The sequence below is a fragment of the Streptomyces graminofaciens genome, from assembly GCF_030294945.1.
In the GTDB taxonomy this organism is placed as follows: domain Bacteria; phylum Actinomycetota; class Actinomycetes; order Streptomycetales; family Streptomycetaceae; genus Streptomyces; species Streptomyces graminofaciens.
On sequence record NZ_AP018448.1, the window covers coordinates 8,309,613 to 8,333,091 of the forward strand.

The following is a 23,479-nucleotide window of genomic DNA, read 5'->3' on the forward strand; positions in this document are numbered from 1 at the left end:
TCAGCATCAACCAGATGACGGTCAAGCAGCTGTCGATGCCCGAACTGGTCGCAGGCTGCGTCGAGTTGGGCATCCCGGGCGTGGGCCTCTGGCGCGACCCGGTGGCGGCCCACGGCCTGGAGGCGACCGCCAAGCTGGTCCGCGACGCGGGTCTCGCGGTCACCACCCTCTGCCGAGGCGGCTTCTTCACGGCGATCGACCCGACGCAGCGGGCCGCGGCCCTGGAGGACAACCGCCGGGCGATCGACGAGGCGGCGACCCTGGGCACGGACACGCTGGTCCTGGTCTCGGGCGGCCTCCCGGCGGGCTCGAAGGACCTGCACGGCGCACGGGAGCGCATCGCGGACGCCCTCTCGGAACTGGGCCCGTACGCCTTCGAACGGGGCGTACGCCTGGCGATCGAGCCCCTCCACCCCATGTTCGCCTCGGACCGCTGCGTGGTGTCCACCCTGGCCCAGGCCCTGGACATCGCGGAACGCTTCCCGGCGGAGCAGGTGGGCGTGACGGTCGACACGTACCACATCTGGTGGGACGACAACGCGCCCGCGCAGATCGCGCGGGCGGGCGCGGGCGGCCGCATCCACACCTTCCAGCTCGCCGACTGGATCACCCCGTTGCCCGAGGGCGTCCTCAACGGCCGGGGCCAGATCGGTGACGGCGCGATCGACATGCGCGAGTGGAAGGCGTACGTCGAGGCGGCCGGTTACACCGGCCCCATCGAGGTCGAACTGTTCAACGACGACCTGTGGGCCGGGGACGGACGGGCGTTGCTGAAGCAGACGGCGGAGCGGTTCGTGGAACACGCGGCCTGACGTGTGGGGGGCGCCCTTTCGATGGGAAGGGCGCCCCACGCGCACGTGGGGACCGTGGTCCAGAATCAGCGCATGGACGTCCCCAAGCTGCTCGAAGCGGCCTCGTTGCTGGTCCCGGAGGAGACCGCCACCGAGAACGACATCACGGTGCGGGACGTCTGGCCCTACCTGGTCGCGGACGAGTGGGAAGTGGCCCTCGGCCTCCTGGAAGAACTGGGTGAGGCCCGCCCCCTCCCGCCCGACTTCTGGGACACCCTGGGCGAAGCCGCCGGGCAGCTTCTGATGGGCAGGAGCGCGGCCTGGTGCCATTGGCGGTCCTACGAGGCCGAGCACGGCGTCGTCCGCGCCGACCTCACCCTCCGCCCGACAGGCGAGTACCGACGGCAGACCCCCTTCTCCGGAGCCGGCGTCCTGCGCCCGATGTGGGACCTCGGGCATCGGACCCCGACGGGCGAACCGGTCGTCGACATCGCCGCGCTCTGGGCGGAGTTCACCCACTCGCTCGGCCCCGGCGACCGGGCCACCGTACGCCTGGCCCCCCTCGACCCCGCTCGTTGGAGGCACGTGCTGCCGGGCCGGGTGATCACGATGCACGAGGACCGGACGGTGGCCGGGACGGCGGTCGTACGGGAGGTCCGTCCTCCCTTCGGGGCGGATGCGGAATGGCCTGATTCGCCTCCAGGGGAACCGTAGTTCCTCGTAACGTGTACACCTCTGGTGAGCGTGCGCGTACGGAGGGTGGTCTCGGTATGGATCCGGTATCGGTGGGGCTGCTGGTGGCGTTGGCGGGTGGCGCCGGCGGCGAGGTGGGGCGGCAGTCGTGGGTGGGGCTGGGTGAGCTGGTGCGGCGCCCGTTCCGGCGGGGGGAGGACGCCGCGCACGCTCGCGGCATCAGCTCCGGGGAGGTGGAACTGGCGGCCCTCGGACAGGCTCCGGCCGACGCGGCACGCGCACAGGCACTGAGCACCGCCCTCGCCGTACGGGCCGCGCTGGACGCGGAGTTCCACGCCGGTCTGCAGCAGTGGCACGAGCAGGCGAAGCTGGTACGCACCGGCGACGGCGAGGTGCACAACACCATCAGCGGCGGCACCCAGTACGGACCGGTGGTGCAGGGCAGGGACTTCTCCGGGCTCTCCTTCATCACCAACCCGCCCCCGCCGCCGGCCACCCCTGAGGGCGGTGCGTCGCCCGCGCGGGGCTGAGTGCCATGAGGTGTCGAACTCGTCCGCGTCGGCCCCGCCCGGCGCCCCGGCAGCCGTACGGACATGTCCCCGCACCGTACGGAATCTCCCCAGAACCCACCCTCAATCCGACCCCGGGTCGGCCCCGACGAGTGCCCCTCTGACCTGCTCTTTCTCTGGGCGGCAAGTCCGCGTGCCGCACCATGGCACGCGCTCTATGAGCGACCGGTCACATGCTGTGTGATGTGCGGCGCGACGCCACCATGCGTCACGACGCCCCTACGGGGGGTTCGGCGTCATCCACGCAACCGACCACACGAAGAGCCGCTCATGTATCCCCAGAAGAAACGTCCCCAAGATCCCCCACCTCAACAACCCCCGCAGTCCCACGACCACTTACAGGACCCGCTCGCCGCCGTGCTCCTGTACCTGGGCCATCTCGACCACGGGCTCCTGTACTCCGAGGGAGAGTTGGCCCGGGCGATCAACGACTGTCACCGCTCGTACGGAAACCCCGTCGACCTCGGCACCTGGTACGGACAGTCGCTGAATGCCGGGGGGACCGAGAAGGCGGCGGCCACCGTTCGGGCGCGGCGCGCATGGGCCCTGCGGATCGCCGCCGACCTGGCTCACCGCCATCCCCACGACCGCTCCCTGCCCTGGGCCTCGGGCGTCACCCTGTCCGACGCCCTGCAGACGGGCGCGCGGCGCACGTTACGGGGCGTGCGCCGCCACGCGTTCCTCGTCGCCGCCCCCGTCATCGTCCTGTACGTGATGATCAGCGGCCTGTCGGAGGTGGCCAGGGACTTCATGGCCGTGTCGGTGGCCGGCCCGTTGAACGTGGGTCTCCTGCTCGGCCTGGTCCAGCTCGTCGCCGTCGCCGCCTGGGTCCAGTGGTACGCCCGGTACTGCGGAACCTCCGTCGACCCGCTCGTCGAGAGCCTGGGAACGAACGTCGAGCGACTGGAGCACCGCCCATGAGGACCGACTACGTCACCGCCGATCTGCCGGTCTTCTTCGTCTTCCTCGTCTGCGCCCTGTTCCTCGTGATGTTCGCCGGGCCCCAGCGCGGGACGGTGACCGAGTTCTACGTCAGCGACGGCCTCCTCAAGCCCGCCCACAACGGCGTCGCCCTCTTCGGGGACGTCATGTCCGCGGCGGCCCTGCTGGGCAGCCCCGGCCTGATCGCGCTCACCGGGTACGACGGCACGCTCTCCGTACTGGGACCGGCCGTCTCGTGGATCGTCATCCTCCTCCTGGTGGCGGAGCGCTACCACAGCACCACCGAGTTCACCATCGGTGACCGCCTCGCGCGCCGACTGCGGTCCCGCCCGGTGCATCTCGCGGCGGGCGTCGCGACACTCCTCGTCTGCCTGCTGTATCTGATCGCCCAACTGGTCGGAGCGAGCGCGCTCACGGTGGGCATTCTGGGCTCGGCCGGGCAGGGCATGGAACAGGCCGTGACCGCCGGTCTCGGCCTGCTCATGATCCTGTACATCGTCCTGGGCGGCATGCGAGCCGCCACGCTCGTCCAGACGGTCAAGGCGGTCATGCTGGTGGGCGGCGGTATCGCCCTGGCGCTGCTGGTCCTGGCCAGGTTCGACTTCGACCCGGGCGCGCTGCTGAGCGCGGCCGCCAACGGAAGCGGCCACGGCGACGACTTCCTGAGCCCGGGGCTCCGTTTCGGCGGCGGCGGAGCGACGAAACTGGACTCCCTGAGCGAGCAGATGGCCCTGCTGATCGGCGCCGCCGGTCTGCCGCACCTGCTGATGCGGATCAGTACCGTGCCCACCCCGAGCGGCGCACGCCGATCCGTCCAGTACGCGGCCCTGCTGACGGTCGTGTTCTACACGGCCGCCGGTGTCCTCGGCTTCGGGGCCGCCGCCCTCGTCGGCACGCAGGTGATCGCGGGGGACCACCCCTCCGGCAACACCGCCGTGCTCCTGCTCGCGGCGCACATCGGCGGTTCGTTCCTGCTCACCCTGGTCGCCTGCCTGGCGTTCGCCACCGTCCTGGCCGTCGTCGCGGGCGTCACCCTCGCCGCCGCGACCTCACTGGCCCACGACATCTACGGCGCCTTCATCACCCGTGGCACGGCCTCCGGGGAGCGCGAGCTGTTCGTCGCGCGCGTGGCGGCCGTGGTGGTCGGCACCACCGCCACGATGCTGGCCGTGTTCGCGCGCAGCCTCAATGTCTCCTTCCTCGTCGGACTGGCGTTCGCCGTGGCCGCCTCGGCGATCGTCCCCGCCCTGCTGTACAGCATGTTCTGGAAGGACTTCACCACCCGGGGCGCGACCTGGAGCATCTACGGCGGTCTGCTGATCTCCGTGGTGCTGGTGGCGCTGTCGCCGCAGGTCTCCGGGAGCCCGACCGCGCTGCTGCCCGACCTGGACTTCGCGGTGTTCCCGCTGCGCAACCCGGGGCTCGTCGCGATCCCGGCCGGATTCCTCCTCGGCTGGCTCGGCTCCGTACGCTCCTCACGCTCCGAATCAGCCGAGTGGACCGAAGCCGTACCGAGTCCCCGGACCGAGCAGCAAGGTTACGCACGGCACCGCTGAGGCCGTACGACACCAGCGGCTGACGGCGTCCGGTACCCGCATGCGGGCGCCGTCAGTCGCTGCCCACAGCACACCGCCGGGGCTGCTCCGGCCCGCCCGCCGACAGTGCCTGTACGCGGTACTCCGTCGGCGAGACCCCGTACGCGCCCCGGAACGCACGGGTGAAGTCGGAGGCACGCGGCAGGCCCCAGCGGGCGGCGATGGCGTGGATGGGAGTGGACGCCAGGGCCGGGTCGGCCAGATCACGACGGGCGCCCTCCAGCCGTCGCCCGCGGATCCAGGCCGCGACCGTCTCGCCCGGGGCGTCCTCCTGGAACAGCCGGTGCAGGTAGCTCACCGAGATGTGATGCGCGGCGGCTATCGCGGGCGGAGTCAGCGCCGGATCGTGGAGGTTCTGGCTGACGAACGCCCGTATGCGCGTCGTCAGGGCCTGCCTGCGGGTCTCCGGCGCCAGGGTGTCCTCCACCTCCAGCACCTGGGCGAACCAGGCGGACAACAGGCCGATCAGGACCGTGCCCAGCCGGGGCGCGTCGGACGGCTGGAGGACGTCGGCCTGCCGCTCCAGGCCGGTGAGGAACCCCGTCAGCAGGGCGCCCACCCCCTCCCGCCCCGGCAGCCGCCGCCCCAGCAACTGCTGGATACGGGCGGGCGGCAGGGGCACCAGCGACTTGGGGAAGTCCACGCCCACGCCCGTGATCACCTGACGGCCCCGGTCGGCCGGCAGGTGCACCTCGTACGGCCGTGACGTGTCGCTCACCCACAGGTCGCTCGGGCCGTACGCCTCGGCCCGCCCCGCATGCTCGAACCCCAGGTCGCCGCCGAGCACCAGCGACAGGTGGTACATCTCCGGGTCGGACTGCCGCACCAGCTTCTCGGTACGCCGGAACCCCGTCGGCAGGTGCGACGTCGGCCACGCCAGCACCGGGCCCAGCTCCAGCAGCCGCTGTTCCGCCCAGAAGTCGTCGGCGAACAGGCTGCTCATGTGACTGGGCGCGATCGCCCGGTGCATCAACTCGCCCCAGTACTCGAACCGGTGCTCCTTGGGCACGTCGTCGCTCCGGAAGACCGTTCCGATCATGGTGAGGGTCAGTCCTGAGCGGCGTACGGGACGAAGTCGGCCCAGGCGGTGGGGGAGAGGGTGAGCTGGGGGCCGGTGGTGTTCTTGGAGTCGCGGATGTGGATGGTGTGGGGGAGGGCTATGGCTACTTCTACGCAGTCATCGCCGGACGCGCTGCTGTAGCTGCTCTTGAACCAGGCCAGTCGGGTCGTGCTCATAGGTCCCCTCGCATCCGCTGCAACAGGCTCATGGAGTCACGGATGGTGAGAGCCTGCGAACGCATCCTGACATACCGCTGCTTAAGGACGCTGACCACTTTCGCGTCGGAGACCAGCTGACCGCTTTCCTGCCCTTCGAGGTAGGCGAACCACCTGTTCTCCGGGGTTTCCGACAGACGGATCGGCCCCTGCAACCCGGAGTGCGACTCCTGCACCAGGGGCATGACCTGGATATCGACATTCCGCAGTTCGGAGACCTCCAATACGCGGTCGATGAGCCCACGCGTGACTGCTGGCCCTCCGGTGCGCCGCAGGAACAGGTGCTCTTCGAGGATGAAGCCGAAGGCCGTGTTCGCGCGCTCCCTGAACAGCCGCTGTCGCTCGGCACGGGCGCCCCATCGCTCCTCGATCTGCTCGTCGTCCAGTGGCGGAAGTTGGTCGGCGAACAGTGCCTGGGCGTACGCCTCCGTCTGCAACAGCCCTGGGATCATGCGGCACTCGTACGTGTAGAGCGTGATGGCCGCCACCTCCAACTTGGCCCATTTCCTGAACCACGCCGCCAACCCAGGCTGCCTCCCAAGATGCTGAGCCGCCCGAATCAACGCCCCCGTGTTGCCCAGCGCCCGATCCACGCCCTCCACGAACGCCACGTCCGGGATCCGGCGCCCCAGCTCCACCGACGCCACCATGTGCTTGGAGTACCCGATGACCTCGGCCAACTCCTCGCGGCTCAGCCCCGCGTGCTCCCGCAACGCCTGGACCATCGCCCCGAACGTCCGCAAACTGTCGGACGACTCCACCATCGGCCACCTCCCGCGCACCCGCCCACCGAACCGCACCGTTCAACGCCCATCGTCACGGCACGTCACCGGTACTGTCCAGCGAGTGACCACGTACGCTCGCGCGGCGTACGCGGCGCGGAGCTGGTGAACCGGCCCCCGGACCGGCCAGATTGGCGGCATGACCGCACCACCCGCTCGACCGTCGGCCCGACAACTCCCGGCCGGCGTGCACACGTTCACCCAGCGCTTCAGCTCGACCCCGCTCGGCGCCCGCCTGGCGAGACACCTGGCGCTGAATCAACTGCACGTCTGGGGCATCCCGCACGGCTCGGACGCCTCCGACCGGGCCGTGGCGGTCGTGGCGGAGCTGGCGGCGAACGCGGTGACGCACGGCCGTGTACCGGGGCGGGACTTCGAACTGCGCCTCTCCCTGCCCACCGGCTCGCTCCGTATCGAGGTCACCGACACCCGCGCCGAATGCCTCCCGCCCGGCCCCGGCGCCGTACGCCACGCCCGGCCCCTCGACGAGTCGGGGCGCGGCCTGGTCCTCGTCGACGCGCTCGCCGACCGCTGGGACGTGCTGGACCGCGACCCGCCCGGCAAGACCGTACTGGCCGAGATCGATCTGCCGCGTTGGCTGTCGCTGATCAGACGACTGTCGGTAAGGTTGTGACCTTCGGCTGGCGGAAGCCACCCGGAGTCCTTTTTGAGGCTGTGCCGAACGATGAAACTCGACGACACCCCCGCCCGGCTCCGGCTCGACCGGGCCCTGGACGGCTTGGCCGTCACCTTTCGCGGTGAGACCGCCCGCGCCGACGAGACCCAGTGCGACTGTCACTGGGGCAGCGAGGAAGAGCTTGCGCGGTTGAAGGTCCCGGACGTGGAGCTCGATCCGGACCTGCTGCGTCGCACCTGGAGCGCCCCCGACTGGAGCGACCACGGCGCGGTGCTGCGCCGCGTCCTGCCGCAGTTCGCCACGGCGCTGGTCGACGGCCTTGCGGAGCCCATCTTCGGCATGAGCGAGGCCGGACGATCGTTCTCCCGTGGCCACTGGGTGCGGTGGCCCGAGCGGCAGAGCGCGGCGGTGTGGGAGTTCCTGCACGCCTGGTGGGCGTACAGCCTCACCGAACCGGCTCCGGCTGTCCCCGTGTACGAGCTTCTCGCGCTGTGCGTGGAGGCCTCCGGCACGCTCGGCCCGTGGCTCGCCGCCTGGGAGGCGATCGACGACCCCGTGTCCGACCGGCACCTGGCAGAAGCGGCCGCCCAGTGGGAGTACGACCTGCTGGGAGACGAACTCCCCTGGGAGGCCTGGGACACTCCGGACGACGACGGCGTCCTGCGGTCCGAACTCGCGGCCTGGCTGGTCCGCCACGCCCCCGCCCGGCTGCGCGCGGTGGACGCCCCCGAGGAACTGCTTCACCGCATACGGCTGATAGGCCTCACCGGCCCCGCCCGCTGGGAGGACCCGCACTGGCCCAACCACCGCTACTGAAAAGGCTTCTCGTCGGCGAAGACGTGGATGAGGGCGGGGGTGGAGGTGGGGGCGGAGGGGGCGGCGGTGGCGACTGGGCGCCCAGCAGCGGGATCGGGGTGTGCAGGTGCCAGACGCCGGCGAGGTCCAGCGTGCCCTGCCGCTCCGCCAGCAGGATCTGCTGCACGGTGAGACGCCCCGTCAACTCGCACTCCCCGCTGCGTACGGCGACGAGGTTGGCCTCGCGGATGACGGTGACGAGGGCGCCGATGCGGAACTGCAGGTCGAGGCAGACGTCGAGGGTGCCGATCTTGGCGCCGTCCAGGAAGACGTCGACGTAGGGCCGGTGGCTGGAGGTGATCTCGTGGTTGGCGAGCGCGACGACCTCCTCGCTGCCGGGGGTGGCGCGGGTGCGGTGCGCGGCGGCGGTGAGGGCGGCGTGCTTGCGCCAGCCGCCGGCTACGACGTCGAAGATGTCGAGGGAGAGGAAGGAGTCGACGACACCGGCCAGTTCGCGTTCGACGGCCTGATCGGCCGCCGCGCTCAGCCGGCGGCTGCCGTCGAGGAGTGATCTGGCCGTCTCGCCTCCGTGCAGCGGGCCGGCGAGCGCGTCGGCCGGGTCGGGGCACTCCGGCCCGAGCAGAAAGGCCCGAACCGTGAACGGCTCCGCCGGGGCGGTCGTGGTCATGGCTTCACCTCACCTTCTAGTCGAGGTGCTGGGCGCCCGGATCCGCGTGGGGTTCGAGCCGCACGGTGCGATCCGCCGAACGTCCGTCACGCCGCTCACGCAGCTCGGCCGTACCGGCCCCCGGGCGCAGTGCCGTACGAATGTGGTCGCGGGCCCAGCGAGGTCCGCGGTGGCGGTGGTTCATCAGGGAGAAGAGGGCGGCGAGAAGCAGGACGGCCCCGAACAGGGAAGGTCCGACCACCCATCCGACAGGGGTTGTCGGGCCGTCACCGTTGCCCCCGCTGCCGTTTCCGCCGACGTTCCCGTCGGCGTTGCCGGTGCCGTTGCCGTTTCCGTTCGTATTGCCGTTGCTGGTCCCGTTGCCGTTTCCGTTGGTGTCTCCGCTCGTGTCGCCGTTGCCGTTTCCGTTGGTGTCTCCGCTCGTGTCGCCGTTGCCGTTTCCGTTGGTGTCTCCGCTCGTGTCGCCGTTGCCGTTTCCGTTGGTGTCTCCGCTCGTGTCGCCGTTGCCGTTGCCGTTCGTGTCTCCGTTCGTGTCTCCATTTGTGTCGCCGATGGTGTTCCCGTTCGTATCGCCGTTCGTGGTTCCGCCGTTGTTCGGATCCCCGTTCGGGTTCCCGTCAGTTTTCGGGCTCGTTACTTTGAAATCGTCCTCGGCATACCGGTCGGGGTACTTCGTGCATGTGGCCCGCACCTTGTGGGCCTTTTCGGTCGCGTTCGCTGGTACGTCGAAGTCTTCTTTGAAGGTTTTGTCGGTCGACACCTTGGAAGTGGCGAGACTGCTGCCGTCGTCCCATGTCAGACGCACCTGCGAGCAGTTGAAACCGGAACCTTTCGCCGTGACGTCCGTCCCCCGTGAGCCGTCGGAGGGATCCAGTTCGAGTTCGGGCTTATCGGTTTCCGTTTCCGTCACCGTGAACGTCTCATAACCGAAGAGTCTGTTGCTGCAGGTCGCCCACACCTGATGGGGGCCTGGTTCGGCGTTCTCCGGAACCTTGAACGTGGAACCGGAGCCGATGGGCTTGCCGTCCCACTTGATCTGGCTGATGTCGAGGGCCGGGACCGGCGCCGGCCGGACATCCGGCAGCTCGAACACATCCGGCGGAGAGGTGGAGGGCGAAGGGTGCGGAGGGGTGGAGGTCGAGGGGGACGGAGAGGGCGAGTCCTCCGGTTCGGGGCTGCTCTGGGTGCAGGCCTTGAAACCGACGTGAACGACGGTCTTCGGCGGCCCGTGATCCGGGGCGAGGGTGATCGTCTCCACTTTCGCCACCGCACCCGGCGCCGAGAACGCCGTCGGCGCCCAAGCCACCGTAATGCTCATCAGCACTGCGGTCAGCGACTGCCGGATGAATCGCGCGGGGGATGACATGAGTCAAAGGAAGTGAAGATGAAAGTGGAACGAGAAGGAGCCGGGCGATACGGCGCCGAGGACACCTGGACACTTGGACACCCGGCGCTCGGGTATCGCGGTATCGCCTGTTCCATTCTCCTCCGTTCTGTCACTCTTCGCTCATCGTCAGCCTCCGCGCGACTCCGGTGAAGACGGGCGAAATTCAACTACGTCACCGTCAGCAGGTCCCGCTGGTCCGCCGGGAGTTCCACCCTGTCCGCGTAGAGCAGTGCCTGGGCCGGGTCGAAGACCAGTACCACCTCGCCGGTCAGGCCGCCGTGGGTGCCGAGGACCTGGACGATCTGGTCGCCGAGGCGGACGTCGTACTCGTAGCGGGAGCCGACGTAGGAGCTGGTGATGACCTCGGCGGTGAGCTTGTTGACGCCGGGGGCCCGGCCCGTGGTGGTGATCTCCAGGCGCTCGGGGCGGATCGCCACGGTCACGGAGTCGTCGACCACGACGGGCCGTTCGCTGTCGACCCGCACCACGTCCCCGCTGGCGTCGAGACGGATGCTGTGCCGGGTGCCGTCCTGGCCGACGACCTTGCCGGTGAGGAAGTTGCAGCGGCCGACGAACGCGGCCACGGCCGGGGCCGCGGGGCGCTCGTAGATCTCGTGCGGGGTGCCGATCTGGATCATGTTGCCGCCTTCCATCACGGCGATCCGGTCGCTCAACGCCAGCGCCTCCTCCTGGTCGTGGGTGACGTAGACCGTCGTGATGCCCAGGTCCTCCTGAAGGCGCTTCAGCCAGGCGCGGGCCTGCTCGCGGAGTTTCGCGTCCAGGTTGGAGAGGGGCTCGTCCAGGAGCAGAACCGTGGGGGAGTAGACCAACGCGCGGGCCAGCGCGACCCGTTGCTGCTGGCCGCCCGAGAGCTGGTGCGGGTAACGGCCGCTCAGCTCCGCGAGGCCCACCTTGTCGAGCGCCTCGTGGATCAGCGTCTTCTGCTTGTCCTTGGGGACCTTGCGGATGTTCAGCGGCAGCGCGAGGTTCTTCGCGATCGTCATGTGCGGCCACAGCGCGTACGACTGGAAGACCATGCCGAGGTTGCGTTCCTCGGGCGGGAGGAACACGCCCGCCCCGGCGTCCACGAACGGCCTGCCGCCCACCGAGATCGAGCCCTCCGTCGGCTGCTCCAGGCCCGCTATGCAGTTGAGCGTCGTCGACTTGCCGCAGCCGCTCGCGCCGAGCAGTGTGAAGAACTCGCCGTCCTGGATGGTGAAGGTGACATCGCGCAGAACGGAGTTGTCGCCGAACGTCTTGGCCAGGTTCCTAACGGTCACCTCAGGCATGATGCTTTCCCTTCATGAGCAGTCCTGCGAGTGCGACGAAGACCGCGGTGATGCCGATCTGGAGGGTGGCCAGCGCGGCGACGGATCCGGCCCTGCCCTGCGTCCAGAGACTGAGCATGGTGGTGCCGAGGATGTTGTTGTCGGCCGAGCTGAGGAAGACGGCCGGGGAGTACTCCTTGAGCATGATCACGAAGGTGAGGACCAGGGCTCCGGCGAACGCCGGCGTGATCAGGGCCCGCAGGACACGGAAGAAGGTCATGAGCCAGTCGGCGCCGGAGACCCGGGCCGCGTTGTCCAGCTCACCGCCGATCTGCATGATCGCCGGGGCGACCGAGCCGAACGCGCTGGGCAGGGCCCGCATGCCGAAGGCGATGATGACGGCGTAGATCGTGCCCTGGAGGACGGACCCCATCCCGAACGGGGCGAGCGCGAAGGCCCAGAAGAAGCCGATACCGATGATGATGCCGGGCAGGGACTGCGGGATGAGGGCCAGGTACTCCACCGCCCGGCCCCAGCGGAAGGTGGAGCGGCGGGACACCATCACCGCGAACACGGCGAGGACGCTGACGACCACCGAGCCGACACCGGCCACGATCAGGCTGTTCCACATCGACTGCACGTAGTTGTCGGAGTCGAAGACGAGCTCGTAGTTCTTCGTCGTCACCGTCCTGAACGGCGACTGCAGCGGGGTGAAGACGAGGGTGAACGAGCGCATCACCAGGCCCGCGATCGGGATCAGCGCGCCGGCGATCACGTAGAACCAGATGCAGGCGATGCTCACCCACTTCAGCCAGCCCAGGTCGAGCTTGCGCGGGCGGGTCACCTTGCCGCGCACGGACACGAACCGGGCCGCGTCCTTCAGCAGCTTCGCCTGCACGGCCACCAGGCTCAGCGTGACCAGCAGGATGATGGTCGAGGCCGCGCCGAGCATCGTGTAGTCGGGGTCCACCGACTGAAGTCCGTTGTGGTAGAGGAAGGTTGAGAAGACGTCGATGTCGACCGGCTGGCCGTACAGCAGCGGCACGCTCAGTGTCTCGATCGAGACGGAGAAGACCAGGATCGCGCTGTAGACCATGGGCGGGCGCAGCAGCGGTACGACCACCTGGCCGAGGATGCGCAGCGGTCCGGCGCCGCAGACCTGGGCCGCCGATTCGAGCGACGCGTCCGACTGGCGGAGCGCGCCCGCGCAGAAGACGTACGCGATCGGGGCGAGCGCCACGGCCTCCGTGAGCGCCATGCCGGGGATCGAGTACAGGTTCCACGGCACCCCGCCGAAGACCTGCTGCACCTTGACGCTGACGAACCCGGCCGGGCCGTACATGATGATCCAGCCGAAGCCCAGGATCAGCGACGAGATGAAGAACGGCCACTGCATCGCCAGCGCGATCAGCCGGCCGCCGGGCAGCTTCGTGCGCACCACCACGATCGCCATCGGGATCGCGATGGCCAGGCTCAGAAGCGTCGTCAGCGAGGCGAACAGCAGCGTGTTCAGGGCGACTTCACCGAAGCCCGCGTCGGTGAACAGCTCGGTGTAGCCGCTGAGGGTGAAGGCGCCGCCCGCCTCGTACAGCGGGCGGTTGCGGATGCTCTGGTAGAGGGTCGGGACGATCGGGGCCAGCACCAGGACGGCGAGGAACGCCAGGACCGCGTACTGGACGACCGTGTCCCGTCCGATGCCCAGGGGGCGGCGGTAGCGCGGCGGCCTGAACGTTTCCGTGGGTGACTCGCCGGCCGGTGTGCGGGGCGGCTGGGTGAGGGTTGACATCTGCTCTGACTCCGATCGTCCCTGGAGGCTGCCTACTTGCGCATTCCGTCGAAGCGCTCCAGCCAGGCGGCGGCGTCGTCCTTCGTGACCTGCTCGTACTTGACGTGGATGATGTTCTCCTCGCCGACCGCGTCGACGACCTCCTGGTAGGTGTGCAGGCCCTCGCCCTTCACGCCCTCGCGGTACGAGGCCAGACCGCCCTCGGCGACCGCGCGCTGGCCCTCGTCCGACAGGGCGAAGTCCAGGAAGAGCTTCGAGGTCGCCGGGTGCGGCGCCTCGGCGGCGATACCGAGACCGCGCGGCAGGACGACCGTGCCGTCCTTCGGGAAGACGATCTTCACCAGGCCGGCGCTGTCCTCGACCACCGGGTACGCGGGGGAGGCGCTGATCAGGAAGCCCGCCGTGTACTCACCGGAGACGATCTTCTCCAGCTGGGTGCCGGAGGAGGTCTCCGGGCGGGTCAGCGGAAGGATCTTCTTCAGGTCGTTCCACGACTCCGGGTTGCCCTCGGTGAGCGCACGCGTGACCGTGAAGCCGAACGAGCCCTCCGGGTCGCGGACCGTCACCTTGTTCTTGAACTTGTCCTCGTCCGACGTCACGATCTTCGCGAAGTCCGTCAGCGTGGTCGGCGGGGTCTCCAGCAGCGACGTGTTGTACGCGATCGTCATCGGGTCCTGCGACATCGAGTACACGCTCGGCAGCAGCTCCGCGCTCTCGCCCAGCTCCTCCAGCTCCGGGGACTTGTACGTGAGGACCGTGTCCTTGCGGGCCGAGAAGTCCGCCCACGCGGTGGCCGCGCTGGAGATCAGGACGTCCGCCGGGGAGGACCCGGCCGCGTTCTCGGAGAGGGTCTTCTGGAACAGCTCGTCGCTGTCCAGCTCGTTGACCGAGACGGTCTTGATGAAGTCGTACTTCTTCTTGAAGTCACGGACGATCGGGGCCATGTTCTCGTCGCCGAGGTTGGAGTAGACGGTGAGCTTGCCGCCCTCCTTCTTCGCCGCCGCGATCAGGTCGGAGTAGTCCGCCGGGTAGTAGTCCGGCACCTCGCCCGCGGAGATCTTGTTCTCCGCCACCTTGGGCTTGTCGTCGCCACCGCCACCGCCGCAGGCGCCCAGGGTGCCGAGCGCGAGGGTCGCGACGGCGGCGGCCGCGAGGGGACGCCGGAAGGGACGCCTGTACGCGGGTGCCGTGCCGGCGACGGCGATGTGCCCGGCGTGGTCTCCGGTGCCGAAGTGGCTGGATCTTGCCATGGTTCTCCTCCTGGCGCGTGCCTGCTGGCAGCTGTTGCCGGGAGGTTATGGACCCAGGTCGGAGCGGTAAATCCTTCAACGGCCAGAGCTCGTACTGCTCGTATTGGTCGTTGTGTTAGTGACGCGAGTCACCCTCTCCGAACGCCGGTGGATGGCTGAGATCGATCGCCCTTGAGATGTGCCGTGAGCTGCTGCAACCGCCCCCACGCCGCCACGTCCTCCGCCTCCCCGAGCGGGAAGTGCAGTGCCGGGCGGGCCGCCGCCCCCAGTGACACGGGACGCACCTCGACCGGTGGCCGGCGCGCGTGGTCGACGCCGATGGCGTGCACGTCCTCCGGGCCGAGCGTGAAGGCGTACGGGATCGGCGGGCCCTCCAGCCGGGGCGCGGCCGTCAGGTCCTGGCGGGCCCGGCGGACGGAGACGAGCATGGTCTTCAGCGAGTGGCCCGTGACCAGGGCCTCGGCCAGCGGCCGGACGAGGTCCAGGGGCAGTTCCTCGTCGGGGCCGTACCCGACCGTCAGGACCACGTCCTCCTCGACGCCCGCCGTCGTACGCGTGATGCGGACCGTCGCGAGGGCCGGGCGCTCGGGCCTGCCGACCACGATCAGCTGCGAGGGCTCGGGCACGCGCGCACGGGCGAGGTCGGTCAACTGGCGTGGCGACCAGGGGAGGTTGACGGGCTCGGCCGTCCCCCAGCCGCCGGGCGCCGACCCGGTCAGGGCCTCCCAGACGCTCTCCAGCGCCCCGCCCAGCAACAGCCCATCGTCCGCCTTGTGGACCGTGCGGAACGCGACGACCAGTTGACGGCCCACAGCCGAATCGGGGGTGCGTGTGAAGGCCTCCGCCACCGTGGCCCTGCCCTCTGTGGAGAGCGCGGGCGAGAACGCCCCGTCCTGCCAGCGCAGCACCGCCCCCGACAGGCCGTCGTAGTAGCCGCAGTCGGGGTCCTGCACGACCCAGCGGTTGGGGACGCGGGCCAGGGTCGTACGGGCGGGGGCGCTCAGGCGCACATGGGGTGGTGTGACGATCTGGAGGGCGTGCCGGGAGGCAACCGCCGTGCGCATGATCTCGGCGAGCCAGCTGGTGAGGGCGATCACCGGGCGGTCGATCAGCACCACGGCGGCCTTGTCGGTGACGACGTCCACGGCGGGTTGTCCCGCCCCCGCCGACGGTACGGCGGTGATGTCGACGGCCTTCGTGCTCGCCGCCCCTTCCGGCCAGGTGGTCCCGCCCAGCAGGGCGTTGAGGCGGCCGCACACCACTCCCGCGAGCTTCTCCGCCTCGGGTACGGCCGTGGAGGCGCGGGCCTCGGTCCACCAGTACGGCGTCCGGGCGGTCAGCCCGAGCAGCCGCTCCGCCTCGCCCGGCACCTGTACGAGCAGCGGCGACTCCACGGACACGAGGGGGCGTCCGCCGGGGCCGTGCAACTGGACGACCGCCCCGTCGGCCGCCGCCGAAACGTCCAGGTCGGAGCCGCCGGCGTACAGACTCGTCAGCAGCGCCCACACATCGGGCATGGTCGGGGTGAGGGCGATGACGTCCTTGGTCACGGTCGCTCGGCTTCCTGGGAGGTCTGCGAGGTCATGGTCGAGGGCGTGGTCGAAGTCACGGTCGCTCGGCTTCCTGGGATTCCTGGCTGTCGATCGCGGTCTGGATGAGCTGGTGGGCCCTGCCCCGGCGCACCAGCGTGCCCCGCCCCGGCGGCTGCGCGGAGGCGTACAGGCCCGGGAAGAGCTGGCCCTCGCCGCGCTCACCGGTCATCAGCAGCGCGGCCGTACCGGTCTCGCGCAGCGTCTGGAGCAGCGGCTCGTACATCGCCCGGGAGGCGCCCGCGACCCGGCGCGTGATCACGAAGTGCAGCCCGATGTCCTGCGCCGACGACACATACGGCAGGAAGGGGGCGAGCGGCTGCTGACCGGCGGTGGTGAGGATGTCGTAGTCGTCGACGAGGATCACGATCCGGGGGCCCTCGAAGGCGGGCTCGTCGGTGATCGCGTCCGGGTCGGCGGTCTCCGGCAGCCGCTTCTCCAGCTCGGTCGCGATGCCCGAGGCCAGCCCGGCCGCGAGCTTGGCGTTGTGCGCGTAGCCGCCCCGGTACGGCTCCGGGACCACGCCCCGCAGCCCGCGCCGGGGGTCGAACACGCCGAAGACCAGCTCCTCGTCCGAGTACCGCTCGACGAGCTGTCCGACGACCAGCTTCAGCAGGTTCGTCTTGCCGCACTCGTTGTCGCCGAGGATCAGCAGATGCTGGTCCGAGCCGAACAGGTCGAGCAGGACGGGCGCGAGGGCGTCCTGGTCCACACCGAGGGGGATCCGGCGCGGCTCGCTCACGACGGACGGCAGCCGGTCGGCCGGCATCCTGGTCGGCAACACCCGTACCGGCGCGGCCAGTTCACCGTGCCAGGTCGAGCGGATCGTACGGGCCGCGTTCTCCAGGGCCGGACCGAGGTCGCCCGTCGACGGACGTCCGTCGAGCCGGGGGAGCGCGGTCTGCGCGAACAGCTTGCCGTCGGTGAGCACACGCCCCGGTGTGTCGGCGGACAGGGTCTCGGAGAGCTTGCGCTCCACACTCGAATCGCTCGGGTCGTTGAGCCGCAGCTCGACCCGCGTCCCGAACATCGACTGCGTGGCGATCCGTACGTCGTTCCAGCGGAGCATGCCGCCGACGACATGGATGCCGTAGCCGCCGCCGCGCTTGAGCAGGTCCACGACCGCGTCGTCCAGCTCGGCGAACTCGTCGCGCAGCGCGCCGAACCCGTCGACGATCAGCACGATGTCGGTGGAGCCCAGCTCACGCAGCTCGCCCTGCCCGCGCAGCCGGCGGAGCTGGTCGACGGAGTCGATGCCGTGCTCCCGGAACAGTTCCTCGCGCTCGACGAGCATCGTGCGCACCTCGGCGATCGTCCGCGCGGCCCGCTCCCGGTCGGCCCGCCCGGCGATCCCGCCGACGTGCGGCAGCCCGGAGAGCGCGGAGAGGCCGCCGCCGACCAGGTCAAGTCCGTATATGGCGACTTCGGCGGGGGTGTGGGTGGTCGCGAGGGAGAGGGCGAGCGTGCGCAGGAGGGTCGTCTTGCCGGACTGCGGGCCGCCGATCACCGCCGCATGACCGCCGGCCACGGTCAGATCGAGCACCCAGTCGCCCTGCCACTGCCTCGCCGGGTCGTCCAGCACGCCCAGCGGCACCCGCATCGGGCCCGGCGTACGGGCCAGGCGCAGCCCCCGCTCGTCCACCTGGACCGGCCCGGCGGCCGTGTCCAGCGCGATCGCGTCCGGCAGCGGCGCCAGCCAGATCCGGCGCACCGGCCGCGCGGCGGAGGCGAGCTGGTCGACCATCACCGACATCACGGTCGGCCCGGTCTCCCGCTTCGTCGCCCTGGGCTCGGCCCCGGCGTTGTCGACAGGCGCGCCGCCGAGCGTGTTGTACGTCGGATACGGCCAGGCCAGCGGAGTGTCGTCCGCCTCCAGGGCGAGCGCGGGCCCCCGATAGGCCCCGGAGACGTACCCCGCCTTGAACCGCTCGTACGTCGACGTGTCCACCTTCAGATAGCCGAAGCCCGGCAGCGGCGGCAGATGGAAGGCGTCGGTGGTGTCGAGGACGGTCCGCGACTCGTCGGCGGAGAAGGTGCGCAGCCCCAGCCGGTACGACAGATAGGTGTCCAGGCCCTTGAGCTTGCCGCCCTCGATCCGCTGGCTGGACAGCAGCAGATGGACGCCGATCGAGCGGCCGATGCGCCCGATGGACAGGAACAGGTCGATGAAGTCCGGCTTGGCGGTGAGGAGTTCACCGAACTCGTCGATCACGACGAAGAGGTGGGGGAGCGGGGCGAGGTCGGGCCGCTCGGTGGCGCGCAGGGCCGCGTAGTGCCCGATGTCGGCCACGTTCCCCGCGTCCTTCAGCACCTGCTGCCGCCGCTTGACCTCACCGGCGAGGCTGGAGTGCACGCGCTCGACGAGTCCGGCCTGGTTCTCCAGGTTGGTGATCACACCGGCCACGTGCGGGAGCTCGGTGAAGGGGGCGAAGGTCGCGCCGCCCTTGTAGTCGACGAGGACGAGGGCCAGGTCCTCGGGGGAGTGGGTGGCGACGAGGGCCAGCACGAGCGTGCGCAGCAGCTCGCTCTTGCCGGACCCGGTCGCGCCCACGCACAGCCCGTGCGGGCCCATGCCAAGCTCGGAGGACTCCTTCAGGTCGAGGAGTACCGGCTCGTGACGATCCGTCAAGCCGATCGGTACGCGCAGGAATTCACGCTCGCCGCGCGGCGCCCAGAGCCGGGCGAGGTCGAGGACGGCCGGGTCGTCGATGCCGAGGAGGCCCGGGAAGTCGACGGGTCCGGTGACCGGGGTGCCCTCGGCGGCGGACTCCGCGGAGAGGCGGAGGGGAGCGAGCAGCCGGGCGAGCCCTTCGGCGCCGGCGGGGGTCACGTCGTCGGAGGTGCCGCCAGCGGTCATGTGCTGGTCGGCGCGCAGGTCCTCCACGAGGATCTGATCGCCCCGGACGGTGATCCGCACCGACACCTGGTCGGGCTCGTGCACCTGTTCCTCCAGCAGATGCAGCACGGTGACGCCCATGTCGGCGAGACCGACCGCCGAGTCCGGCAGGGGAAGTTCGTCGGCCGTCTCCCCGTACTCGTCGCTCACGACCAGCATCCGCGAGGTCATACGCAGCGCGCCCCGGTCGGCGAGACCCCGGCGGACCTCCGCCGCGTACGAGGCACGGCGGCCCAGCTCATGGCGGAAGTGCCGGGCCAGCTGCGCCAGACCCGGCGCGATCCGGCGGGCGGCCACCGGTCCGTCGTGCTCCTGGCCGTCCAGCACATGCGGCAGCCACTTGGCCCACTCCCAGTCGGCCAGCCGGTCGCCGGGCACACCGAGCGCGACGGCCACGTCGTCCGGGGCGTGTGTGACGGCCACCTGCACGAGCAGCGCGCGGGCGACCCGCAGCACACCCTCGCGGTCACCGACGACGCTGACGTCGCCCGCGCGGTCCAGCGGCACGGTCAGCGGGCAGTCGTTCGCCACGGAGTAGCGGGCCAGCAGCGCGCGGGCCTCGTTGAGCATGAACGGGTCCGGCGGGGTCAGCACACCGCCCTGGTTCTGCCCGATGGCCAGTTCGGCGACCGGTACGTCACCGGTGCCGACCCGCACCCGCAGGAAGTCCGGGTCCTGCCGCCGCCGCTCCCAGAGCCGGGCGGGGTCGCGCACGAGGTCGTAGAGGGCCTCCGGCGGCGGGTTCAGCACCCGGGCGAGCTGCCGCCGCTCACGCTCCTCGGTGCCGAACTCCTCCCTCAGCTCCTCCAGATACTCCAGGTAGCGCTCGCGCTGGGTGCGGCGGGTGCGCTGGGCCTTGCCGCGCTGCGACAGGAAGAGGGCGACCGCGCCGAGCAGCGCGAAGACCAGCACGATCGCGCCGAGGGCCGCGAACTGGCTGTTGCGGATCACGGTCATCATCACGACCGAGCCCATGACACCGGCCATCGGCAGCAGCGCCGTGGCCGCCGTGCCCGCCTTGCCCTCCGGGAGGTTCGGCGGCGGCTCGATCGTCCGGGCCCGCGCGGGTGCGAGCGGACGGGTGCTGCGCGCGGGACGGTGGATCAACTGCTGGGTCACGGACGGACCCCTTCTGCCACGGGTGTCGCTCGCGCGCTCATGGCCATGGAGGGCGTACTCATCGCATCCTCACCGCCCGGCTCAACGCCTCCGCCGCCAGCGTGACGGCCGCGTCCCGGGTCTCCTGCCCCAGCAGGGCCGTACGGATGGGGCCGCCCTGGGCGAGATGACGGTCGTAGGGGACGGCGACGACATGGACACCGGACTCCTTCAGATGCGCGACGGCCGTCTTGCGGTCCAGCGTCACGTCGGGGGAGCCCGCGGTCAGCGCGACGACGGTCGAGGCGAGCGCGGAGTGCGGCAACTGACCCAGCCAGTCGAGCACTTGGCGGGTTCCGTTGACACCCTCGGCGGTCATCGGCGCGACGACCACCCGGGCATGCGCGGTGTCCATGGCCGTACGGGCCACCTCGCCGGGCAGGGTCTCGCAGTCCACGACGGTCACCGCGAAGTAGCGGCGCAGGGCGAGGGTCACGGTCCGGTACGTCCGTACGTCCAGGGGAGCGCCGACGCGTCCCTGGCTGGCGGGCAGCAGCCACCCGCCATCGGATACCGGCACGAGGTAACCGGTTATATCGGTTAGCTGCATCGCGGGGTTGAGGATCCGTGCGAGGTCGGCCGCCGCCCAGCGCACCGAGTCGGCGCCCATGCGCACCGGCAGCGTGCCGAGCGCGGCGTCCGCCTCCAGGGTGAGCACCGGGTCGTGCCGGTAGTGGTTGAAGGTCCGCCCCAGCAGCGCCGACACCGTCGACTTGCCCACCCCGCCCCGGATCGACGTCACGGCGATGACCCGCCCCGTCGTCACCGGCTGCTGCAACTCCCGCGCGATCCGCGTCTCCTCGGCCACGTCCTGCGCGGCGGACGAGGTCAGCTTGCGCAGCGAGCGCCCGGTGCGACGGGTGAGCGAGTCACCGTGCTGGGGGCGACCGAGGGCGTGCGCGAGGCGCGGGTCGATGGTCGGGACGGACTCGGGGGTGGGCATCGGCGACTGCGGCACACGCGAGCCGCGGCGGGCGGGACGCGGGTCACCGGGCTGCGCGGGAGTCCCGGGCGGCGGCTGCGCGGCAGCGTGCGGGGAGTCCACACGGGGGTCGACGACAGGGGGAGCGGGGTGCGCCGGTGGCTGCACCACGGGTACGGGCTGTACGGGTACGGGCTGTACGGGAACCGGCATGTGCGGCACCGACTCGCCGCTCCCACCCGCGCTCGAACTCCCACCCGCGCCCGAAGCGGCCGAAGGCTCAGCCGGCACCGACCGCACCAGCCTCAGCGTCGGTTCCGCGCGTCGAACCGGGGTCTCGACCTCGCTCGGCCCACCGGAGCCGGCCGTGGCTCCGGGCGCCGAATCGCCACCGGCCGCCTCCTGACCCAGCTCGCGGAGCACATCCCGCTGCCAGTCCCCTGCCTGCGCCATATGGGCCCCCAGCTCCTAAGCGAAGGTGTCGAGCAGTCGTCCGTACACGCCGAACACGCCGATGACCAGCGGGAACAGAGCGATGACGCCGATGGACTCCAGCGTGTCCCCGACGCGCCGCAGCCGTACGCGTACATGCTCGGCGGGCTGCACCGCGAGCACCAGCAGCGGTGTGACGGCCAGCAGCACCAGTACGCCGAGCGGACCGGCCGCCTCGCCGGAGTGCTCCAGCCACACCGAGACCAGCCGCACGGCGAGCACGGCCGCCGCGCCCAGCAGCACCACGACCTCGGCGACCAGCGGGAACGCCCGGGCGCGCAGCGCGAGGACGACCATCGTGACGGCGGCCAGCAGCACCGTCCACTTCGTCGGCGTGCGCAGCACGAACGACCCGGCGGCGGCAGCCGACGCGGCCATCGTGACCGTGGCGAGGGCCAGCCCCCGGTGCGTGGCCGTGAGGGCCGCCGCCACCTGGTAGCGGCTCACCGAGGCACCGCCGGAGCGCCGGTCGTCCAGGCCGGACAGGCCCGACGCCATCAGCGCCAGCCTCGGCAGCAGCCCGAGCACGATCACGGAGACCACCGCGAGGACCGCGCCCACCCGGGGCCGCGCCACCGCCTCGGCCACATCCGCCACCAGCGCGTCGACGCCCAGCCAGCACACCACGGCGGCGGCCAGCGCCCCGGCGCCGACCAGCCCGCCCCGCCCGAGCGGGGTGAACAGGCCGAGCAGTACGAGGGTGACGACCCCGGCGGCCGTCATGGCGGCGACCTGGGGTGCACCGGACCAGGCTTGCGCGTCGGAGAGGGTCGCCGCGCCGAGCACGCTCAGCGCGCCGGCCGTGGCGATGAGGGTCGTGGCGAGGCCACGCTTCCCGGCCCGCCCCAGCAGCGCGCCCGCGAGCGCGGCCACCACGGCCACGACCAGCAGGGCGCCCGCGACGACCCCGGGCTCGTACGCCATCCGCGCGAACACCCCGGCCGCCGACGCCCAGCCGACCGTGGCGATCCCGGCCGTCACGCGCCGCGCGGCCGGACGCCAGCGCCAACCGCGGGAGTCGAGGTCCTCGGCCGCCTCGTCGGTGACGTCGTGCACGACCGGCGCCGAAGGCGCGTCCTCGGCCCGCACCAGCCGCAGCACGGCGCCGTCCGGGACCCCGGACGACTCCAGCGTGCTGTCGTGGGCGAGCGCGGAACCGTCCGCCGTGACCAGATGCCGCAGTTCGGGCCGCGTACCGACCTGGTCGTCCAGCAGCCGCATGACCTCCGGCAGCAGCAGTCCGACCGGCTCCCGCGACGGCAGGACGAGATCGACGCGCCGCCGATCACCGACCAGCGTGACCCGGCTGAGTGCCCCCGTAGACATCACGTGTTCGAACCTATCACCGGGTAGAAGTGCTGGTAGATGAGCTGGTGGGGGTGGGTGAGACCGTGCCGTACGGGCTCTTGCCGATGATTCTGTTCGACACGAACGACCACCCCACACATCCCGCGCAGAGCACCGCCGCGATCACGATGCCGGCGAAGACCTTCCCGAGCCGCTCGTCGACCGAACGGCGCTGCCGCTGGGCCCCGAACAGCAGGGCGTCCCGCAGCCTGCGACGCCGCACCGACACCGACTCCAGCAACTGGCTGTCGTAATCCTGCGCAGTCACGGCTACGGGACCCCACTCACGTCTGTCGTGTCAGCCGATGTTGTCGACGGCGGCGCGGGCCTTGGCCAGCGTGGACTGGGCGGTGCCGTCGTTCTGCTCCAGCGTGGTGCGCACCAGGCGGATGATCTCGCGGACCTCGCCCGCCGCCTTCTGCCAGCGCTGTTCCTTGCCGTGGTAGTCGTCCGAGACGCCGTCGGCCTGGAATTCGGTCATCGCGGCCTTCACCGCGGCGTCACGGTCGCCGAGCACCCGCTCCAGCTGACCGACGATGGTGCCGAGGCTCGTCTGCACCTCACCGGAGGCGCCGGTGTCGTACGAGCGGCGGTCCTGGTTAGCCATGTTCGAAGTC

The 23,479-nt window shown here is 70.8% G+C and carries 21 protein-coding genes; 7 read left to right on the forward strand and 14 right to left on the reverse strand.

What is annotated here, in order from left to right:
• Window positions 1-14: 14 nt before the first annotated feature.
• The 5 genes from SGFS_RS36510 (at window position 15) to SGFS_RS36530 (ending at window position 4,551) form a co-directional block, all read left to right on the forward strand.
• Entirely contained in the window at window positions 15-812 is a 798-nt protein-coding gene (locus tag SGFS_RS36510) for a sugar phosphate isomerase/epimerase family protein (protein WP_286260250.1), read from the forward strand.
• A gap of 72 nt (window positions 813-884) precedes the next feature.
• Window positions 885-1,505, forward strand: coding sequence for a hypothetical protein (locus SGFS_RS36515; RefSeq protein WP_286256434.1), 621 nt, complete (start codon window positions 885-887; stop codon window positions 1,503-1,505).
• Window positions 1,506-1,561: 56 nt separating this feature from the next.
• Window positions 1,562-2,014: a hypothetical protein gene (locus tag SGFS_RS36520; protein ID WP_286256435.1), complete on the forward strand. Its 453-nt coding sequence runs from the start codon at window positions 1,562-1,564 to the stop codon at window positions 2,012-2,014.
• 309 nt (window positions 2,015-2,323) lie between these two features.
• A complete protein-coding gene (locus SGFS_RS36525; protein WP_286256436.1) occupies window positions 2,324-2,974 on the forward strand; it encodes a DUF485 domain-containing protein in 651 nt (216 codons plus the stop codon).
• Complete coding sequence (locus SGFS_RS36530) at window positions 2,971-4,551, forward strand: sodium/solute symporter (RefSeq protein ID WP_286256437.1); 1,581 nt, start codon at window positions 2,971-2,973, stop codon at window positions 4,549-4,551. Before SGFS_RS36525 ends, SGFS_RS36530 begins: the two co-directional genes overlap by 4 nt.
• A 52-nt stretch (window positions 4,552-4,603) precedes the next feature.
• Here the strand turns inward: SGFS_RS36530 and SGFS_RS36535 are convergent, their stop codons facing one another.
• Genes SGFS_RS36535 through SGFS_RS36545 form a run of 3 tightly spaced genes read right to left on the reverse strand, consistent with a single transcriptional unit; the run spans window position 4,604 to window position 6,629 of the window.
• Window positions 4,604-5,629: a helix-turn-helix domain-containing protein gene (locus SGFS_RS36535; RefSeq protein ID WP_286256438.1), complete on the reverse strand. Its 1,026-nt coding sequence runs from the start codon at window positions 5,627-5,629 to the stop codon at window positions 4,604-4,606.
• An 8-nt stretch (window positions 5,630-5,637) separates the two neighbouring features.
• Window positions 5,638-5,826 (reverse strand): DUF397 domain-containing protein, encoded by a 189-nt coding sequence (locus SGFS_RS36540; protein WP_286256439.1) that lies wholly within the window; start codon window positions 5,824-5,826, stop codon window positions 5,638-5,640.
• Window positions 5,823-6,629 (reverse strand): helix-turn-helix domain-containing protein, encoded by an 807-nt coding sequence (locus SGFS_RS36545; RefSeq protein ID WP_286256440.1) that lies wholly within the window; start codon window positions 6,627-6,629, stop codon window positions 5,823-5,825. The genes SGFS_RS36540 and SGFS_RS36545 overlap by 4 nt, the downstream gene beginning before the upstream one ends.
• Before the next feature lie 157 nt (window positions 6,630-6,786).
• Between SGFS_RS36545 and SGFS_RS36550 the strand changes: the two genes are divergently transcribed.
• Together SGFS_RS36550 and SGFS_RS36555 are read left to right on the forward strand one after the other, a co-directional pair.
• A complete protein-coding gene (locus tag SGFS_RS36550) occupies window positions 6,787-7,281 on the forward strand; it encodes an ATP-binding protein (RefSeq protein ID WP_286256442.1) in 495 nt (164 codons plus the stop codon).
• A gap of 51 nt (window positions 7,282-7,332) precedes the next feature.
• Complete coding sequence (locus SGFS_RS36555) at window positions 7,333-8,100, forward strand: hypothetical protein (RefSeq protein ID WP_286256443.1); 768 nt, start codon at window positions 7,333-7,335, stop codon at window positions 8,098-8,100.
• On the opposite strand, the gene SGFS_RS36560 is transcribed toward SGFS_RS36555, so the two are convergent.
• The 11 genes from SGFS_RS36560 to SGFS_RS36610 form a co-directional block, all read right to left on the reverse strand.
• Window positions 8,048-8,767, reverse strand: a complete 720-nt coding sequence (locus SGFS_RS36560; protein ID WP_286256444.1) for a hypothetical protein — start codon at window positions 8,765-8,767, stop codon at window positions 8,048-8,050. The genes SGFS_RS36555 and SGFS_RS36560 overlap by 53 nt on opposite strands.
• Before the next feature lie 16 nt (window positions 8,768-8,783).
• On the reverse strand, window positions 8,784-10,085 hold the full coding sequence (locus SGFS_RS36565) for a hypothetical protein (RefSeq protein WP_286256445.1): 1,302 nt from the start codon (window positions 10,083-10,085) through the stop codon (window positions 8,784-8,786).
• Between the two features lie 236 nt (window positions 10,086-10,321).
• Window positions 10,322-11,443, reverse strand: coding sequence for an ABC transporter ATP-binding protein (locus SGFS_RS36570; protein WP_286256446.1), 1,122 nt, complete (start codon window positions 11,441-11,443; stop codon window positions 10,322-10,324).
• Complete coding sequence (locus SGFS_RS36575) at window positions 11,436-13,208, reverse strand: ABC transporter permease (RefSeq protein ID WP_286256447.1); 1,773 nt, start codon at window positions 13,206-13,208, stop codon at window positions 11,436-11,438. Before SGFS_RS36575 ends, SGFS_RS36570 begins: the two co-directional genes overlap by 8 nt.
• A gap of 32 nt (window positions 13,209-13,240) precedes the next feature.
• Entirely contained in the window at window positions 13,241-14,458 is a 1,218-nt protein-coding gene (locus tag SGFS_RS36580) for an ABC transporter substrate-binding protein (RefSeq protein ID WP_286256448.1), read from the reverse strand.
• 128 nt (window positions 14,459-14,586) lie between these two features.
• Window positions 14,587-16,008, reverse strand: a complete 1,422-nt coding sequence (locus SGFS_RS36585) for a DUF6177 family protein (protein ID WP_286256449.1) — start codon at window positions 16,006-16,008, stop codon at window positions 14,587-14,589.
• Window positions 16,009-16,063: 55 nt separating this feature from the next.
• Window positions 16,064-20,062: a type VII secretion protein EccCa gene (eccCa, locus tag SGFS_RS36590; RefSeq protein ID WP_286256450.1), complete on the reverse strand. Its 3,999-nt coding sequence runs from the start codon at window positions 20,060-20,062 to the stop codon at window positions 16,064-16,066.
• Window positions 20,063-20,120: 58 nt separating this feature from the next.
• Window positions 20,121-21,476 carry a hypothetical protein gene (locus SGFS_RS36595; protein ID WP_286256451.1) on the reverse strand — a complete coding sequence of 452 codons (1,356 nt, stop codon included), beginning with the start codon at window positions 21,474-21,476 and terminating at the stop codon, window positions 20,121-20,123.
• 15 nt (window positions 21,477-21,491) lie between these two features.
• Window positions 21,492-22,841: a type VII secretion integral membrane protein EccD gene (gene eccD / locus SGFS_RS36600; RefSeq protein WP_286256452.1), complete on the reverse strand. Its 1,350-nt coding sequence runs from the start codon at window positions 22,839-22,841 to the stop codon at window positions 21,492-21,494.
• Between the two features lie 16 nt (window positions 22,842-22,857).
• The gene (locus tag SGFS_RS36605) at window positions 22,858-23,130 is read right to left on the reverse strand and encodes a hypothetical protein (RefSeq protein WP_286256453.1); all 273 of its coding nucleotides are present in this window, start codon (window positions 23,128-23,130) and stop codon (window positions 22,858-22,860) included.
• Between the two features lie 30 nt (window positions 23,131-23,160).
• Window positions 23,161-23,469, reverse strand: a complete 309-nt coding sequence (locus SGFS_RS36610) for a pore-forming ESAT-6 family protein (protein WP_286256455.1) — start codon at window positions 23,467-23,469, stop codon at window positions 23,161-23,163.
• Window positions 23,470-23,479 lie beyond the last annotated feature (10 nt).

What these genes read in the sequence shown, in the direction of transcription:
- SGFS_RS36510 (WP_286260250.1), top strand. Translation starts at nt 15, where the DNA reads ATGACGGTCAAGCAGCTGTCGATGCCCGAACTGGTCGCAGGCTGCGTC.
- SGFS_RS36515 (WP_286256434.1), top strand. Translation starts at nt 885, where the DNA reads ATGGACGTCCCCAAGCTGCTCGAAGCGGCCTCGTTGCTGGTCCCGGAG.
- SGFS_RS36520 (WP_286256435.1), top strand. Translation starts at nt 1,562, where the DNA reads ATGGATCCGGTATCGGTGGGGCTGCTGGTGGCGTTGGCGGGTGGCGCC.
- SGFS_RS36525 (WP_286256436.1), top strand. Translation starts at nt 2,324, where the DNA reads ATGTATCCCCAGAAGAAACGTCCCCAAGATCCCCCACCTCAACAACCC.
- SGFS_RS36530 (WP_286256437.1), top strand. Translation starts at nt 2,971, where the DNA reads ATGAGGACCGACTACGTCACCGCCGATCTGCCGGTCTTCTTCGTCTTC.
- SGFS_RS36535 (WP_286256438.1), bottom strand. Translation starts at nt 5,629, where the DNA reads ATGATCGGAACGGTCTTCCGGAGCGACGACGTGCCCAAGGAGCACCGG.
- SGFS_RS36540 (WP_286256439.1), bottom strand. Translation starts at nt 5,826, where the DNA reads ATGAGCACGACCCGACTGGCCTGGTTCAAGAGCAGCTACAGCAGCGCG.
- SGFS_RS36545 (WP_286256440.1), bottom strand. Translation starts at nt 6,629, where the DNA reads ATGGTGGAGTCGTCCGACAGTTTGCGGACGTTCGGGGCGATGGTCCAG.
- SGFS_RS36550 (WP_286256442.1), top strand. Translation starts at nt 6,787, where the DNA reads ATGACCGCACCACCCGCTCGACCGTCGGCCCGACAACTCCCGGCCGGC.
- SGFS_RS36555 (WP_286256443.1), top strand. Translation starts at nt 7,333, where the DNA reads ATGAAACTCGACGACACCCCCGCCCGGCTCCGGCTCGACCGGGCCCTG.
- SGFS_RS36560 (WP_286256444.1), bottom strand. Translation starts at nt 8,767, where the DNA reads ATGACCACGACCGCCCCGGCGGAGCCGTTCACGGTTCGGGCCTTTCTG.
- SGFS_RS36565 (WP_286256445.1), bottom strand. Translation starts at nt 10,085, where the DNA reads ATGAGCATTACGGTGGCTTGGGCGCCGACGGCGTTCTCGGCGCCGGGT.
- SGFS_RS36570 (WP_286256446.1), bottom strand. Translation starts at nt 11,443, where the DNA reads ATGCCTGAGGTGACCGTTAGGAACCTGGCCAAGACGTTCGGCGACAAC.
- SGFS_RS36575 (WP_286256447.1), bottom strand. Translation starts at nt 13,208, where the DNA reads ATGTCAACCCTCACCCAGCCGCCCCGCACACCGGCCGGCGAGTCACCC.
- SGFS_RS36580 (WP_286256448.1), bottom strand. Translation starts at nt 14,458, where the DNA reads ATGGCAAGATCCAGCCACTTCGGCACCGGAGACCACGCCGGGCACATC.
- SGFS_RS36595 (WP_286256451.1), bottom strand. Translation starts at nt 21,476, where the DNA reads ATGGCGCAGGCAGGGGACTGGCAGCGGGATGTGCTCCGCGAGCTGGGT.
- eccD (WP_286256452.1), bottom strand. Translation starts at nt 22,841, where the DNA reads ATGTCTACGGGGGCACTCAGCCGGGTCACGCTGGTCGGTGATCGGCGG.
- SGFS_RS36610 (WP_286256455.1), bottom strand. Translation starts at nt 23,469, where the DNA reads ATGGCTAACCAGGACCGCCGCTCGTACGACACCGGCGCCTCCGGTGAG.